General features: G+C 74.2%; 14 protein-coding genes. 7 read left to right on the top strand and 7 right to left on the bottom strand.

Annotation, left to right across the window (positions count from 1 at the left end; translation table 11 throughout):
* The first annotated feature begins 155 nt into the window (after window positions 1–155).
* Both ACZ6K0_RS27675 and ACZ6K0_RS27670 read left to right on the top strand, forming a co-directional pair.
* Entirely contained in the window at window positions 156–464 is a 309-nt protein-coding gene (locus ACZ6K0_RS27675) for a hypothetical protein (protein ID WP_376396438.1), read from the top strand.
* Window positions 465–673: 209 nt separating this feature from the next.
* Entirely contained in the window at window positions 674–1,297 is a 624-nt protein-coding gene (locus tag ACZ6K0_RS27670; protein ID WP_469232323.1) for an ATP-binding protein, read from the top strand.
* A 127-nt stretch (window positions 1,298–1,424) separates the two neighbouring features.
* Here the strand turns inward: ACZ6K0_RS27670 and ACZ6K0_RS27665 are convergent, their stop codons facing one another.
* The 3 genes from ACZ6K0_RS27665 to ACZ6K0_RS27655 are packed head-to-tail and all read right to left on the bottom strand — an operon-like array spanning window position 1,425 to window position 5,142.
* Window positions 1,425–3,992 carry an FtsX-like permease family protein gene (locus tag ACZ6K0_RS27665; RefSeq protein WP_469232324.1) on the bottom strand — a complete coding sequence of 856 codons (2,568 nt, stop codon included), beginning with the start codon at window positions 3,990–3,992 and terminating at the stop codon, window positions 1,425–1,427.
* Window positions 3,989–4,858 carry an ABC transporter ATP-binding protein gene (locus ACZ6K0_RS27660; RefSeq protein ID WP_469232325.1) on the bottom strand — a complete coding sequence of 290 codons (870 nt, stop codon included), beginning with the start codon at window positions 4,856–4,858 and terminating at the stop codon, window positions 3,989–3,991. The genes ACZ6K0_RS27665 and ACZ6K0_RS27660 overlap by 4 nt, the downstream gene beginning before the upstream one ends.
* Window positions 4,855–5,142 carry an SHOCT domain-containing protein gene (locus tag ACZ6K0_RS27655; RefSeq protein WP_376396449.1) on the bottom strand — a complete coding sequence of 96 codons (288 nt, stop codon included), beginning with the start codon at window positions 5,140–5,142 and terminating at the stop codon, window positions 4,855–4,857. The genes ACZ6K0_RS27660 and ACZ6K0_RS27655 overlap by 4 nt, the downstream gene beginning before the upstream one ends.
* A gap of 157 nt (window positions 5,143–5,299) precedes the next feature.
* Between ACZ6K0_RS27655 and ACZ6K0_RS27650 the strand changes: the two genes are divergently transcribed.
* A complete protein-coding gene (locus ACZ6K0_RS27650) occupies window positions 5,300–5,884 on the top strand; it encodes a TetR/AcrR family transcriptional regulator (RefSeq protein ID WP_469232327.1) in 585 nt (194 codons plus the stop codon).
* A gap of 117 nt (window positions 5,885–6,001) precedes the next feature.
* Window positions 6,002–6,637, top strand: coding sequence for a DUF4865 family protein (locus tag ACZ6K0_RS27645; protein WP_469232329.1), 636 nt, complete (start codon window positions 6,002–6,004; stop codon window positions 6,635–6,637).
* 7 nt (window positions 6,638–6,644) lie between these two features.
* Here the strand turns inward: ACZ6K0_RS27645 and ACZ6K0_RS27640 are convergent, their stop codons facing one another.
* The 3 genes from ACZ6K0_RS27640 to ACZ6K0_RS27630 form a co-directional block, all read right to left on the bottom strand.
* Window positions 6,645–7,415: an SAM-dependent methyltransferase gene (locus tag ACZ6K0_RS27640; protein WP_376396456.1), complete on the bottom strand. Its 771-nt coding sequence runs from the start codon at window positions 7,413–7,415 to the stop codon at window positions 6,645–6,647.
* A 112-nt stretch (window positions 7,416–7,527) separates the two neighbouring features.
* The gene (locus tag ACZ6K0_RS27635) at window positions 7,528–8,031 is read right to left on the bottom strand and encodes a GNAT family N-acetyltransferase (protein ID WP_376396459.1); all 504 of its coding nucleotides are present in this window, start codon (window positions 8,029–8,031) and stop codon (window positions 7,528–7,530) included.
* Between the two features lie 114 nt (window positions 8,032–8,145).
* A complete protein-coding gene (locus tag ACZ6K0_RS27630; protein WP_376396462.1) occupies window positions 8,146–9,372 on the bottom strand; it encodes an ROK family protein in 1,227 nt (408 codons plus the stop codon).
* A gap of 298 nt (window positions 9,373–9,670) precedes the next feature.
* On the opposite strand from ACZ6K0_RS27630, the gene ACZ6K0_RS27625 reads away from it, so the two are divergent.
* Window positions 9,671–10,927 (top strand): MFS transporter, encoded by a 1,257-nt coding sequence (locus tag ACZ6K0_RS27625; protein WP_469232332.1) that lies wholly within the window; start codon window positions 9,671–9,673, stop codon window positions 10,925–10,927.
* 61 nt (window positions 10,928–10,988) lie between these two features.
* Window positions 10,989–11,735 (top strand): maleylpyruvate isomerase family mycothiol-dependent enzyme, encoded by a 747-nt coding sequence (locus ACZ6K0_RS27620; RefSeq protein WP_376396468.1) that lies wholly within the window; start codon window positions 10,989–10,991, stop codon window positions 11,733–11,735.
* An 89-nt stretch (window positions 11,736–11,824) separates the two neighbouring features.
* On the opposite strand, the gene ACZ6K0_RS27615 is transcribed toward ACZ6K0_RS27620, so the two are convergent.
* Complete coding sequence (locus ACZ6K0_RS27615; protein ID WP_469232334.1) at window positions 11,825–12,223, bottom strand: MarR family winged helix-turn-helix transcriptional regulator; 399 nt, start codon at window positions 12,221–12,223, stop codon at window positions 11,825–11,827.
* A gap of 87 nt (window positions 12,224–12,310) precedes the next feature.
* On the opposite strand from ACZ6K0_RS27615, the gene ACZ6K0_RS27610 reads away from it, so the two are divergent.
* Complete coding sequence (locus ACZ6K0_RS27610) at window positions 12,311–13,801, top strand: MFS transporter (protein ID WP_376396474.1); 1,491 nt, start codon at window positions 12,311–12,313, stop codon at window positions 13,799–13,801.
* The last annotated feature ends 151 nt before the right edge of the window (window positions 13,802–13,952 follow it).

Here is a 13,952-nt window from a genome sequence, read left to right as displayed (position 1 = left end):
ACTGCCACTGGTGCCCGTTGCCGACAATACCCCTCCCACCTGGGCAAACGTTCCCTTTGATGTCCCATAGGCCTCCCTTGTGGCAGGGCCACTGGTGCGGGCGCGGGCCGCCCGGCACACTGGTGACGGCAACCGGGTGAAAGGGGTGGACCGGCATGGAGGAACCCGAGTTCAGCGCGCGGGGTGTACGGATCGCACGCTGGCCGCGCGCCTTGACGCGCGCGGGCGAGGTGCGGATCGAGGACGGCCGGCTCGCGCTGCTCACGAGCTACGGCAGCGAGATCGACAGCGCGCCCGTGAGCGCCGTACGGGCCGGGCGGCCGTGGTTCGCGAAGGCGGACGAGGCGGTGGCGACGGTGAACGGGACCCGGTACCGGCTGACCCTGCACCACCGGGCCGGCGACGGGACCGAGGAGTCGGGGAGTTTTCTCGCGGCGCTCAGGCGGGCGGCCGGCCGCGGCTGACCGGACGCGCCTCCCCTCGGCCCTGACCTGGCACGGATCGCCGCGAGTTGCGGCACGGTCACCACTGGCTCACGCTGGAACCACCTCACCGAGGGTTCACCGGTGGTGACGTTGCGCTTCGGTCGCCACCGTGCTGTACCGCAGTACCGCCGTACGCATGAGAGATCCGAATCTTCGTCTTCTTCCGAACTACTTCGGGGAGTCGCAGCGTGATCAGCGAGCCGAGCAGGTATTACGCGGTGGAGCTCCATGCCCTGCCGTCGCGGATCGGACAGGTCCGCAGAATCGTCTCCGCGCATCTGCGCCATTGGCATCTCGACGCTTTGATCGACCATGCCGCGCTCGGTGTGACCGAGCTTCTGACGAACGTCCACCGACACGCGCAGCCGGACAAGCGCTGCACGGTCGAGATCGAGCTGCTGCTCGACCGGCTGACGGTGTCGGTCAGGGACCACGATCCCCGAATACCGCGCGCCGGGACCCCGGACGGCGGCGACGGGCTCGACGCACTCGACGCCTTCGACGCTCTCGCCACCTCCGGCCGGGGCCTCGCCATCGTCGGTGCGGTCAGCGAGAGTTGGGGCGTCCGCCCGTGCGGCGCCGAGGGCAAGGTCGTGTGGTTCACCCTCACGGCGCCGCCGTCGCCCGTCCCGGTCGAGGAGCACGCACACGCCGTGCACGGCTCCTCGCCCGAGCTCCCCTTCGGGACGTACGGCCCGTTCCCGGGCGTCCCCGCCGTCGCCGCCGTCCCCGCCGTCCCGTTGGGCACGCCGGCCGACCCGGTCCTGGCCCCGGTCGTCGCCGGGCCGGTCCTCGCGGGCCGGGCGGGCTGAGGACCGGCCGGACGCCACGGCCCGGATGCCACCGGCCTGTGGTCACTGGCCCCAGGTCACCGGCCCGAGGTCACCGGCCCGACGTCACCGCCTGACGTCACCGGCCCGAGGTCATTCCGGCCCGAGGTCATTCCGTGCCGATCGCCCTGAGGATCTCCAGGCGCGCCGCGCGGCGGGCCGGACGCCAGGCCGCCACGACGCCCGCCGTCAGGCCGATCAGGGCCACGGCCGCCAGTCGCACCGCCGGCACGGCGAAGGCGAGCGCGCTGTCACCGGATCCCTCCGAGGCGCGGACGAGCACCCAGCCGAGGAAGCCGCCGAGGGTGAGCCCGCCGAGCGTCCCGAAGGCGGCGACGAGGACGGACTCCCAGCGGACCATGGCCCGCAGCTGGGCGCGGGTCTGTCCGACGGCCCGCAACAGGCCCAGCTCGCGGGTCCGTTCGTGGACGGCGAGGGTCAGCGTGTTGGCGATGCCGAGCAGGGCGATCAGGACCGCGAGCGCGAGGAGCGCGTAGACGAGGGTGAGCATCATGTCGATGCCGCCCGCCGAGGCCTCCGCGTACTCCTCCCGGGTCTGCACCTCCGGTTGGCCGTACCGGTCCGCGACCTCGGTCACGGCCGCCTTGCCGTCCGCCGCGGACACGCCGTCCGCGAAGGCGACGGCGACCAGCCGGTCGGCGTCCTGGGTGCGGTGCGGGGCCCAGGCCTCCCGGGTGACGAGGTAGTCCCCCGCGAGGTCGGCGCGTTCGTAGACCGCGCGGACGGTGAAGGTGTGCCGGGTGCCGTCCGTGAACGTCAGCTCGGCCGTGCGCCCGGGCGCCAGGCCGGCGGCGGCGGCCTCGTCGGCGGCGACGGCGAGCCCGTCCGCACCGAGTCCGGTGAGGGTGCCGCGTACCTCCCCGAGGTCGAGGGTGCGGGCGAGCGCGGCCGGGTCGGTGACCGTCAGGGCGCGGCCCCGGCCGTCGACCTCCGCCACGCCGCTGCCCAGGCCGACGGCCGTGTCGACCTCGGGCAGTGCCGCGACCGCCGGGGCGAGCCGGGGGCTGAGCCCGCTGCCGCCCGCGCCGAAGGAGGGCGCGCCGATGGCCACGTCGCCCGCGAAGGAGCGGTCGACCGTGCGGTCCATGGTCGCCTTGAGGGAGGCGCCGAAGACGGTGAAGAGGGTGACGACGGCGACCCCGATCATCAGGGCGGTGGCGGTCGCGGCCGTCCGTCCGGGGCTGCGCAGGGCGTTGCGGCGGGCGAGGCCGCGGTTGGCGCCGCGCAGGGGCCGGCCGAGGGCCCGCACGGCGACCGAGGCGGCCACCGGTCCGAGGACCACGAAGGCGGCGACGGCGAGCCCCGCGCCGGTCGCGGCGAGCCACAGCGAGGGGTCGCCGAGCACTCCCGCGAGGACCGTGCCGACGGCAGCGGCCAGGAGGGCGCCGCCGGTCAGCGCACGGGCGCGGGAGGTGCCCGAGCCGTCCACGTCGTTCTCGCGGAGCGCGGCGAGCGGGGCCGTGCGTCCGGCCCGTACGGCGGGCAGGAGCGCCGAACCGGCGCAGACCGCGAGTCCGACGCCGAGCGGGAGCGCGAGGGAACCGGCCGTGACGACCAGGTCGCCCTCGGGGAACGGGAACCCGACGGCCGGGAAGAGGGCCTGGAGGCCGGCGGCCACGCCGATGCCGGCGAGGAGCCCGGCGGCGGAGGCGAGCAGCCCCACGACGAGCGCCTCGGCGAGCGTGCCGGTGACGACCTGGCGGCGGGCGGCGCCGACGGCGCGGAGCAGGGCGTTCTCGCGGGTCCGCTGGGCGACGAGGACGGCGAAGGTGTTGTGGATGGTGAAGACGGAGACGAGCACCGCGACTCCGCTGAAGACCAGCAGGAAGGTGGTGAAGAGGCCGAGGAACCGGCCGGAGACCATCTCCGTGTTCTCCTCGGCCGCGCGCTGCCCGGTGATCGCCTCGACCCCTTCGGGCAGGGCGGGGGCGAGCGCGGCGACGAGCTCCTCCTGGCTGACGCCGGGCCCGGCGCGTACGGCGATGCTCGTCGCCTCGCCGGGGCGGGCCGTCAGGTACCGCTCGGCGTCGGCGCGGGTCAGGCCGGTCCAGGTGACCTGGCCCATGCCGTCGGCGCCGCCGAAGGTGGCGAGACCGACGACGGTGATCCGTACGGGGTCGGGGGTGCGCAGGACGGTCGTGTCGCCGATGCGGAGGCCGGCGGCCTTCGCCGCGCCCCGGTTGACGACGGCCTCGCCGGGCGCGTGCGGAGTGCGTCCCTCGGCGAGCCGGTACGGGTTGAGGGCCTCGTCCTCGATCCAGTTCGCGGCGAGGGTGGGCGGGCCCTTGCCGCCGACGGGGGTCCCGTCGGCGGCGAGGAGCTGGCCGGCGCCCTCGATCAGGGGCGCGGCGGCGGCGACTCCGGGGACCTGGGCGATCCGGTCGGCGAGGTCGGCGTCGACGGGGCCGCGGGTGCCCTGTGCCGCGCCGGCGGCCGTGACGGTGGTGGCGCTGCGGACGACGGCGTCCGTGCCCCGGGTGGCGCCGGTGAACATGGCGTCGAAGCTCCCGCGCAGGGTGTCGCCCATGACGAGGGTGCCGGTGAGGAAGGCGACCCCGAGGAGGACGGCGGCGAAGGTGCCGAGGAAGCGGCGCCGGTGGGCGCGGAGGGATGCGAGCGTGAGCCGGAGGGTGGCGGGGGTGGCGGGGGTTCTCATGTCGCCCCTCCTCGGGTCGTGACGGAGGCCGTGGCGGAGGTCGGGGCAGCCGTGGCGACAGGCGTCGTGGCGGGGGCCGGGTCGGTCGTCGTGGCGGAGGGCCGGCCGGTGTCGGTCTCGAAGGCCTTCATGCGGTCGAGGACGCGGTCGGCCGTCGGGGCGGTCATCCGGTCGACGAGCCGCCCGTCCGCGAGGAAGACCACCTCGTCGGCGTGGGCGGCGGCGACCGGGTCGTGGGTGACCATGACGACCGTACGGCCGGTCTCCCGCGCCGTACGGCCGAGCAGGCGCAGGACCTCCTCGCCGGAGCGCGAGTCGAGGTTGCCGGTGGGTTCGTCGGCGAAGACGACGTCCGGGTCGCCGACGAAGGCGCGGGCGACGGCCACGCGCTGCTGCTGTCCGCCGGAGAGTTCGCCCGGCCGGTGGTGCAGGCGGTCGCGCAGGCCGACGGTGTCGACGAGCCGGTCGAACCGGGCCCGGTCGGGGGCTCGCCCGGCGAGGTCGAGCGGGAGGGTGATGTTCTCCGCGACGGTCAGGGTCGGCAGCAGGTTGAAGGCCTGGAAGACGAAGCCGACGCGGTCGCGGCGCAGGAGCGTCAGACGGCGGTCGTCGAGCGTGGAGAGGTCGGTGCCGCCGACGAAGGCGGCACCGGAGGTGAGGGTGTCGAGCCCCGCGGCGCAGTGCAGGAGCGTGGACTTGCCGGAGCCCGAGGGGCCCATGACGGCGGTGAAGCGGCCGGTCGGGAAGTCGACGCTCACCCCGTCGAGGGCCCTGACCTCGGTGTCGCCGCGCCCGTAGACCTTGACGGCGTCCAGGACCCGGGCGGCTTCGGTGTGTGCGGCGGGGGTGTGGGCGGCGGCGGTCATGCCCGGCGCTCCTTGCCGGTCGCGGTGCGGCCGAACTGCTCCTCCAGGACGGTGAGCCGGCGCCAGTACTCGTCCTCGTCGATCTCCCCGGCGGCGAACCGGTGGCCGAGCAGGGCGATCGGCGAGTGCTCGTCGGGCCGGCCGTCCCGGTAGGGGCGGCCGCCGCGGCCCGGGCGCCAGCCGGCACGGCGGGCCAGGGTGACGATCCCGGCGATGACGACGGCCCAGACCAGGGGGAAGAGGAGGATCCACGGGCCGGGGCCCGCGTAGGCGAGGGTGTTCATGAGGGTTCAGCTCCTCGGTGTGCGCTGTGGTGATGTCCGTGCTTCGAGACTCGCTCGGGGAGGGGGTCCGGGGCGTCGTACCGGCAGCGGCTTCGCACGTACGACAGCGGGAGTACGGCGGGCGGTCCGGACGGCCTTCCTCTCTGTACCTACTGGTATGTACAGTGCGGTCATGAGCACTCCGAAGACCACCGCCGAGCGTCTCGTCGAGGCGACCCGCGAGCTGCTGTGGGAGCGCGGCTACGTGGGCACCAGCCCCAAGGCCGTCCAGCAGGCGGCGGGCGCGGGTCAGGGCAGCATGTACCACCACTTCTCGGGGAAGCCGGACCTGGCGCTCGTCGCGATCCGGCGCACGGCCGAGGAGATGGGTGCGGCGGCCGAGGCCGTGCTGGGCGGCGAGGGCTCGGCGTACGCCCGGATCGAGGCGTACCTGCTGCGCGAGCGCGAGGTCCTGCGCGGCTGCCCGGTGGGGCGGCTGACCATGGACCCGGAGGTGATCGCCCACCCGGAACTCCGCGCCCCCGTCGAGGAGGCGCTCGGCCGGCTGCGCGGCCGGCTCGCCGACGTGGTCCAGGAGGGGCTGGACAGCGGTGAGTTGAGGCCCTCGCTCGATCCCGAGGAGATCGCGGCGACGGTCGTGGCGACCGTCCAGGGCGGCTACGTGCTGGCCCGCGCCACGGGCTCGCGGGCGCCGTTCGACAGCGCCGTACGCGGTCTGCTGGCGCTCCTCGCGACACCCTGATCGACGCCCTGATCAACGCCCTGATCAACGCCGTGATCAACGCCCTGATCGACGCCCTGATCGACGCCCTTCACCGAGAAGATTCCTGCGAATCGCCAGAGAACCGGAGACCGTTCCGTGCACGCGATGCAGTACGAGATCACTCTGCCCGCCGACTACGACATGGGGATCATCCGCGAGCGGGTCGCGACGAGGGGCCACCTGCTCGACACCTTCCCCGGGCTCGGCCTGAAGGCCTATCTGATCCGGGAGCGGGAGGCCGGATCGCCGGTCAACCAGTACGCGCCGTTCTATCTCTGGGCCACCCCCGAGGGCATGAACTCCTTCCTCTGGGGGCCGGGTTTCCAGGGCATCGTGAACGACTTCGGCCGGCCGGTGGTGCAGCACTGGACGGACCTGGCGTACGAGGAGGGGCCGGCGGCCGCGTCGGCTCCCGGGACCGCCACGCGCCGCAGGACCCCGCTCGGCGAGGCGGTGCCGCCGGGCGAGGCCGTGGCGGAGGCGGTGGCCCGGCACGCGCGGGAGGCCCGCCGGGACGGCGTGGTCGCCTCGGCCCTGGCCGTGGATCCACGCCACTGGGAGCTGCTCACCTTCACGCTGTGGGCGGACGGGACGGGTACCGATGGAGCGGGTGCCGACGGGACAGGTGCCGACACGGCGGAAGCGCCCGCCGGCGAGGGCGAGCGCTTCCGGGTCCTGCACCTCTCGGCCCCCGGACGTGGAGAGTTGGGGGCCGGACGGCGGCAGTGGTGACGTGGTCTCAGGCCACGGCGACCAGGGTGAGGTACGTGATCCCGAGGGCCCGGCGGTAGCCGTTCAACCAGTTCGACCGCTGGCTGTCGGCGCGCTCGCGGGTCTCGGCGGCGAGCGGGTGCCCGGGGTTCGCGGCGAGCCAGACCTCGGTGTCGTACCGGTAGCCGGACTCGAACTCCTCCCACTCCTCGGCGCTCGCCGTCTCGATCCGCGCGGGCCGGAAACCCGCCTCGATGGCGAGGTCCACGAGGGCGCCGAGGGAGAAGTGCTCGCCGGCGTGCGCGTCGGGCCACATTCCGGCCAGCTCCTCCTCCGTCGGCGTGCGCTCCCAGAAGCCCTCGCCGAGCACGACCCGGCCGCCGGGCCGGACCAGTCGGCGCAGCTCCCGGAGGGCGGCGGCGGGGTCGTGCGGCAGCTCGGGGTCGCAGAGCGCCTGGCTCGATCCCAGACAGAGGATCGCGTCGACGGGGCCCCGCTCGGTGCCGAGCGCCGACTCCTCGACGAAGACCACGCGGTCGGCGAGACCGCGCTCCTCGGCGAGGGCCCGGCCGCGGGCCAGGTCCTCGGCGTTGATGTCGATCCCGATGCCCTTGGCGCCCGGGGCGCTCTCCAGGACGCGGAGGAGCAGTTCGCCCCAGCCGCAGCCGATGTCGAGGACATCGGCGGGCTGTTCGGCGGCGAGTCGTTCGATCATGCGGGTGGCGCGGGCCTCGGAGAGGGGGCCGTGGAAGGTGAGGCTGCCGAGGCGTGGGGGGAGACCGGAGTCCGAAGTGATCATGAGGCGGAACGCTACGGCGTACGGCCTCTCCCGCCCAGCGATTTTCCGCCAACACCCCACCGGATACGTCACACGTCAGGGAGCACAAGCGACCGAACCGGACACCCTCGTGTCACGGCAACGGGCGGTTGAGCCAGACCACTTCACCGTTGTCCTCCATGGTGACGCGATCCCGCTCGAACCCGAGCTTCTCCAGGACACGGAGCGACGGCGTGTTCCACGAGCCGACGGTCGACCAGAGCCGTTTCCGTCCGGTCGCGACGGCGGCTTCGAGTACCGCGCCGGCCGCCTCGGTGGCGTAGCCGCGCCCGTGCGCGCGCTGGAACAGCTCGTACGCGATCTCGGGCTCCTCCAGGGTGGTGCGGCCGATGATCAACCCGCAGTAGCCGATGAAGTCGCCCTCGTCGCGGCGCTGGATGGGCAGCAGGGCGATCCCCGTCTCCTCCGTCGCGGTGAGGAACCCCGCGATGGCCGTCCGGATGCGCTCGACCGGAGGCGTCCCCTTGCCGCGCTCGCCGAGGAGGGCGCAGAACTCGGCTGCGTCCGACTCGGCCCACGGCCGCAGTATCAGCCGCTCGGTCTCCAGGTGGAACGACATCGTCTCGTACGTAGCCATGCCCCTACTCTGCCCCACTGATCATCGGACGAACGCCTTCGGAGCGCGATCGGACGCCCTGGTCGGGCACCTCGGGGACTTCCGGCCGACGGAACCGGTCCGGCCGGGAGTCGCTCAGACGGACTCCCGGCCGAGCGCGGCCAGCGGATCGTCGAGCACCGGCTGCCAGGCCAGCTCGGCGGCGCCCACCAGGCTGTTGTGGTCCAGCGTGCAGGGCAGGATCGGGACGCCGCCGCTGCGGCCCCAGAGGCTGCGGTCGGCGACGACCGCACGGAGGCGCTCGGGGTCGGCGTCGAGGAGCTCACGGTGGAGCCCGCCGAGGATGATCCGGTCCGGGTTGAGGATGTTCACCAGACCGGCGAGGCCGAGGCCGAGCCGGTCGATCAGCTCCCCGACGGCCACCCGGACACCCGGGTCGTCCCGGCTGGTCCGCAGCAGGTCACGGGCCTGCTGGAGCAGGGAGACCTCGGGGCCGGGATCCCGGCCCGCGACCGTCAGGAAGGCGAGCGGGTCGGTCTCGACGTCGAGGCAGCCGCGGCTGCCGCAGTGACAGGGACGCCCCTCCGGATTGACCGTCAGATGGCCGACCTCCAGGGCGAGGCCCGCGCTGCCCGTGTGCAGGCGCCCGTCGAGGACGAGCGCGCCGCCGACGCCCCGGTGGCCGGTGGCCACGCAGAGCAGGTCGCGGGCGCCGCGCCCGGCGCCGTGGCGGTGCTCGGCGAGGGCGGCGAGGTTGACGTCGTTGCCGGTGAAGGCCGGGCCCTCGATCCCGGCGGCCCGTACCCGCTCGGCGAAGATCTCCCGTACCGGCGCACCGGCGGGCCAGGCGAGGTGGAGCGGGTTGAGCGCGGTGCCCTCGGGCTCGGCCACGGCTGAGGGTGCGGCGAGTCCGGCGCCGACACAGCGGCGGCCGCTCTCCCGGAGCAGCGCCGCTCCCGCGTCGACCACGGCGCCGAGGACCTGGGCGGGGTCGGCGGAGACGGTGACGCAGCCGGGGGCCGTGGCGACGATGGTGCCGCCGAGGCCGACGAGCGCGGCGCGGAAGCCGTCCGCGTGGACCTGGGCGGCGAGGGCGACGGGGCCCTTCTCGTCGACGGCGAGCCGGTGGGAGGGGCGCCCCTGGGAGCCGGCGGCGGCACCGGGGTTGGAGTCGACGCGAATGAGGCCCAGCGCCTCCAGCTCGGCGGCGACCGCGCCCGCGGTGGCCCGGGTGACGCCGAGTTCGGCGGTGAGGACGGCCCGTGTCGGCGCCCTTCCGGTGTGCACCAGCTCCAGCGCGGGGCCGAGCGCGTTGCGCCCCCTGTCCAGCCGTGTCCGGGTCGTCGTCGCCTTGCCGTTCATGGGGGCGAGTCTCCCATGATCGGACGACACGCCGAACCCGCACCCGGCCGGGCACGGCGCACGACCGGCCACGCACCCGCCGCATCCCTGCCGCCGTCCCTGCTGCATTCCTGCCACGGTGCCGGCGCACCCCCGCCGCATTCCCGCCACGGTGCCGGCGCACCCCCGCCCCGCGCCCCGGCGCATCCCCGCCGCGGTGCCGCCGCGCCCAGGCCCGCGGTGCCGACGGCCGGCCGGCCTGCCGCCGATCCCGCCCGGCCGGTTGAATCCCGGGCCCGTCGCCCCCTATCCTGAGTTTGTGCCGCTACTAAACAAAGTACGGACGGCCGCATCGGGGGGCTTCGGCGGAGACACCGCCCACCACTCCCTGACCCGCCTCCGCTCCGCCCTGACCCTCTTCTTCGCCCTCGACGGATTCCTCTTCGCCGGCTGGGTGGTCCGCATCCCCGCCGTCAAGCAGCAGACCGGCGCCTCGGCCGGCGACCTCGGGCTCGCCCTCCTCGGCGTCTCGGCGGGCGCCGTCGTGACCATGACGCTGACCGGCCGGCTCTGCCGCCGCTTCGGCAGCCACGCCGTCACCGTCGCCACCGCCGTCCTGCTCTCCCTCTCGGTCGCGCTTCCGGCGCTCACCCGGTCCCCGCTCGCCCTCGGCCTCGTCCTGCTGGTCTTCGGCGCCGCGTACGGCGGGATCAACGTCGCCATGAACAGCGCCGCCGTCGACCTGGTGGCCGCACTGCGCCGCCCGGTGATGCCGAGCTTCCACGCCGCGTTCAGCCTCGGCGGCATGCTCGGCGCGGGCATCGGCGGGCTCCTCGCCGGGAGCCTGTCCCCCACCGCCCACCTCCTCGGCCTGACGGTCGTCGGCCTGGCACTGACGGCCGCCGCCGGTCCCGTACTCCTCCGCCACACCGCCCCCGGCCGACCGGAATCACTCCCGACGCGGGATGCGGGGAATCAGCGGGATGCCGGGAGACGATCGGCCTCCGGGAAGCCGTCGCGGGCGGCCCGCCGTACGGTCCTCGTCTTCGGCGTGATCGCGCTCTGCACGGCGTACGGCGAAGGGGCGCTGGCCGACTGGGGCGCGCTCCATCTCGAACAGGACCTGGGCGCCCACCCGGGCGTGGCCGCCGCCGGTTACTCCGTCTTCGCGCTGACCATGACCGCCGGGCGGCTCTCCGGCACGCTGCTCCTGGAACGGCTCGGCCAGACCCGTACGCTCGTCGCGGGCGGGGCCACGGCCGCGGCCGGCATGCTCCTCGGCGCGCTCGCCCCGACCGTCTGGGCCACGCTCCTCGGCTTCGCGGTCACCGGCCTCGGTCTGGCCAACATCTTCCCCGTCGCCGTGGCCCGCGCCGGCGCCATCGCCGGCCCCGGCGGGGTGGCGACCGCCTCCACCCTCGGTTACGGGGGCATGCTGCTCGGCCCGCCGTCCATCGGGTTCCTCGCCGACTGGTTCTCCCTTCCGGTGGCGCTCACGACCGTCGCGGTCCTCGCCGCCGGAGCCGCGGCGATGGGCTACTGGGCACGGAACGCGGGCACCCGAACCGCGAGTTGATCACCTGCGGGCGTGCGAGCTGTCAGAATCCGCCCCAAGGGAAACGATCAACGGGGGCACGATGAAGATCACCGAACACATCACCGCACTGGAAGCGGCCGGCCTGGCGCTCGCGGAGGCGGCGGCCGCGGCCGGGCCGGACGCGGAGGTCCCGACCTGTCCGGGGTGGCGCGTCCGCGACCTCCTCCGGCACACGACGACGGTGCACCGCTGGGCCACGGCCTTCGTGGTCGAGGGACACACCGCCTACCACCCGGACGGCGGCGAACCGGACCTGGACGGCGACGAGTTGCTCGCGTACTACCGGGAGGGTCACACGGCTCTCGTCGCGGCCCTGCGCGCGGCGCCGGAGACCTTGGAGTGCTGGACCTTCCTCCCGGCGCCTTCGCCGCTCGCCTTCTGGGCCCGGCGGCAGGCGCACGAGACGGCCGTCCACCGCGCGGACGCCGAGTCGGCGCTCGCGGCCGGGCCGGGAGCGGTCGACCCGGCGCTGGCCGCCGACGGGATCGACGAGCTGCTGCGCGGCTTCCACGCCCGCGACAACAGCCGGGTGCGCACGCCCGAGCCGCGCATCCTGCGGGTGCGGGCCACGGACACGGGTGACGTCTGGACCGTACGCCTGTCGGCGACGGAACCGCCCCGGACGGAACGGGCGGCAGCGGAACAGGAAGCGGCGGACGCGGAGTTCAGCGGGGCGGCCGACCGTCTGTACCTGACCCTGTGGAACCGGCTGCCGGCCGAGACCGTGACGCTGACCGGGGACGACACGATCGCCCGGCTGTGGCGGGAGAACTCGGCAGTCACCTGAAACTGAGGGGGCTGGGTCGCGCGGGGGCCGCCTCGACCGAGGCGATCCCGCGGTCCGCGATCCCGCGCGATCCCGCGACTCAGGGAACTTCAGGAACTGCGGTCCAGCATCCTCGTCAGCACCTCGCGCTGGAGGGGCTGCGCTTCGGCGTGGCGCGCGAGGCCCTTCTCCGTGAGCTTCACCTGGACGCCCCGCCGGTCCTCGGCGCACATCCCCCGCAGGACCAGGCCGTCCTTCTCCAGGCGCGCGACCGTCCGGGACAGCGCGCTCTGGCTGAGGTGGACCCGCCCGGCGAGCTCCTGGACGCGCCAGGAGCCCGGGCCGTCCTCGGCCGCGCCCTCGGCGAGGACGTCGAGGACCTCGAAGTCACTGGCACCGAGCCCGTACGCATGGAGGGCCCGGTCGAGCTCACAGGTCGTCCGGGCGTGCAGGGCGAGGACGTCACGCCACTCGTCCACGAGCGCGCGTTCGGACTTGTTCGCTGCCATGACCGCACGTTAGCAGAAACGACCCACTTTGTTGCACGGGAATTAAATGCACTTGCATTCAATGCACGTGCATGTACCGTGCTGCCCATGACCTCTCCGCTCACCGCCGCACCCACGGCCGCCGTGCAGAACCGCTGGAGTCCGCGGCTCTGGGGCACCCTGCTCGTGCTCTGTGCCGCGATGTTCCTCGACGCCCTCGACGTCTCCATGGTCGGCGTCGCCCTGCCCTCGATCGCCACCGACCTCGGCCTGTCCACCGCCACGCTCCAGTGGATCGTCAGCGGCTACATCCTCGGCTACGGCGGCCTGCTGCTCCTCGGCGGTCGCGCGGCCGACCTCCTCGGCCGCCGACGTGTCTTCCTCATCGCCCTCGCCGTCTTCGCGATCGCCTCGCTCCTCGGCGGACTCGTCGACTCCGGCCCGCTCCTGATCGCCAGCCGGTTCATCAAGGGCCTCAGCGCGGCCTTCACCGCCCCCGCCGGCCTGTCGATCATCACGACGACCTTCAAGGAGGGCCCGGAGCGCAACCGGGCCCTGTCGATCTACACCACCTGCGCCGCCACCGGCTTCTCCATGGGCCTGGTCCTGTCGGGGCTGCTCACCGAGCTCAGCTGGCGCTGGACCATGCTCCTGCCCGCCCCCGTGGCCCTGATCGCCCTGGTCTTCGCGCTCCGCCTCATCCCGCACAGCGCCCGCGAGGACTCCTCCGGCGGCTACGACCTGCCGGGCGCCGTCACCGGTACGGCCGCGATGCTGCTGCTCGTCTTCACCGTCGTCCAGGCGCCCGAGGTCGGCTGGACCTCAGCCCGGACCCTGCTGTCCTTCCTCGTGGCCGCCGTCCTCCTCGTCTCCTTCGTCCTGGTGGAACGGCGGAGCGCGAGCCCGCTCGTACGGCTCGGGGTCCTGCGCTCCGGCTCCCAGGTCCGCGCCCAGCTCGGCGCGGCGGCGTTCTTCGGCTCGTACGTGGCCTTCCAGTTCATCGTGACCCAGTACATGCAGTCGCTGCTCGGCTGGTCCGCGCTCCAGACGGCGCTGGCCTTCCTGCCGGCCGGTGTGCTCGTGGCGCTCTCCTCCACGAAGATCGGCGGCATCGTGGACCGCTTCGGCACGCCCCGGGTGATCGCCGCCGGCTTCACGCTGCTCGTCGTCGCGTACGCGCTCTTCCTGCGGATCTCGCTGACCCCGCAGTACGCGGCGGTGATCCTGCCGTCGATGCTGCTCCTCGGCGCCGCCTGCGCCCTGGTCTTCCCCTCGCTCAACATCCAGGCCACCAACGGCGTGGACGACCGCGAGCAGGGCATGGTCTCGGGGTTGCTCAACACCTCGATCCAGGTCGGCGGCGCGCTCTTCCTCGCCGTCGTCACCGCCGTCATCACCGCGGACGGCGACACGTCGGCCTCCCCGCAGGCCACGCTGGACAGCTTCCGCCCGGGACTCGCCGTGGTCACGGTCATCGCCCTGGCCGGACTCCTGATCACCCTGCCGGGCCTCCGGAAGCGGCGGAGCACCACCGAATCGGTCGTCGTGGCACGCTCCGCGCCCACGGACTCCCCGGAGAAGGTCGCCGCCCGCGACTGAGCACGTCCGCCGGCCACCTCTCCCCGTACGGGATCAATCGCCGTCCCGTGCCGCGTCCGCCGGGAGCCGGAGCGGGGCGGGGCGAGGTGGGGCTCGGCTCAGGCCCGGCCGGCCGGCCGTGGTACTTCTGCGGCGCTCCCGCGTAGCGGGC

The sequence above is a fragment of the Streptomyces sp. NPDC042346 genome (genome assembly GCF_055581845.1).
This window is presented reverse-complemented; position numbering and strand designations above follow the sequence as displayed.

Coding starts and splice junctions, on each gene's coding strand:
- ACZ6K0_RS27630 (WP_376396462.1), bottom strand. CDS start 9,372: ATGAACGGCAAGGCGACGACGACCCGGACACGGCTGGACAGGGGGCGC.
- ACZ6K0_RS27650 (WP_469232327.1), top strand. CDS start 5,300: ATGTACAGTGCGGTCATGAGCACTCCGAAGACCACCGCCGAGCGTCTC.
- ACZ6K0_RS27635 (WP_376396459.1), bottom strand. CDS start 8,031: ATGGCTACGTACGAGACGATGTCGTTCCACCTGGAGACCGAGCGGCTG.
- ACZ6K0_RS27610 (WP_376396474.1), top strand. CDS start 12,311: ATGACCTCTCCGCTCACCGCCGCACCCACGGCCGCCGTGCAGAACCGC.
- ACZ6K0_RS27640 (WP_376396456.1), bottom strand. CDS start 7,415: ATGATCACTTCGGACTCCGGTCTCCCCCCACGCCTCGGCAGCCTCACC.
- ACZ6K0_RS27620 (WP_376396468.1), top strand. CDS start 10,989: ATGAAGATCACCGAACACATCACCGCACTGGAAGCGGCCGGCCTGGCG.
- ACZ6K0_RS27655 (WP_376396449.1), bottom strand. CDS start 5,142: ATGAACACCCTCGCCTACGCGGGCCCCGGCCCGTGGATCCTCCTCTTC.
- ACZ6K0_RS27665 (WP_469232324.1), bottom strand. CDS start 3,992: ATGAGAACCCCCGCCACCCCCGCCACCCTCCGGCTCACGCTCGCATCC.
- ACZ6K0_RS27660 (WP_469232325.1), bottom strand. CDS start 4,858: ATGACCGCCGCCGCCCACACCCCCGCCGCACACACCGAAGCCGCCCGG.
- ACZ6K0_RS27675 (WP_376396438.1), top strand. CDS start 156: ATGGAGGAACCCGAGTTCAGCGCGCGGGGTGTACGGATCGCACGCTGG.
- ACZ6K0_RS27615 (WP_469232334.1), bottom strand. CDS start 12,223: ATGGCAGCGAACAAGTCCGAACGCGCGCTCGTGGACGAGTGGCGTGAC.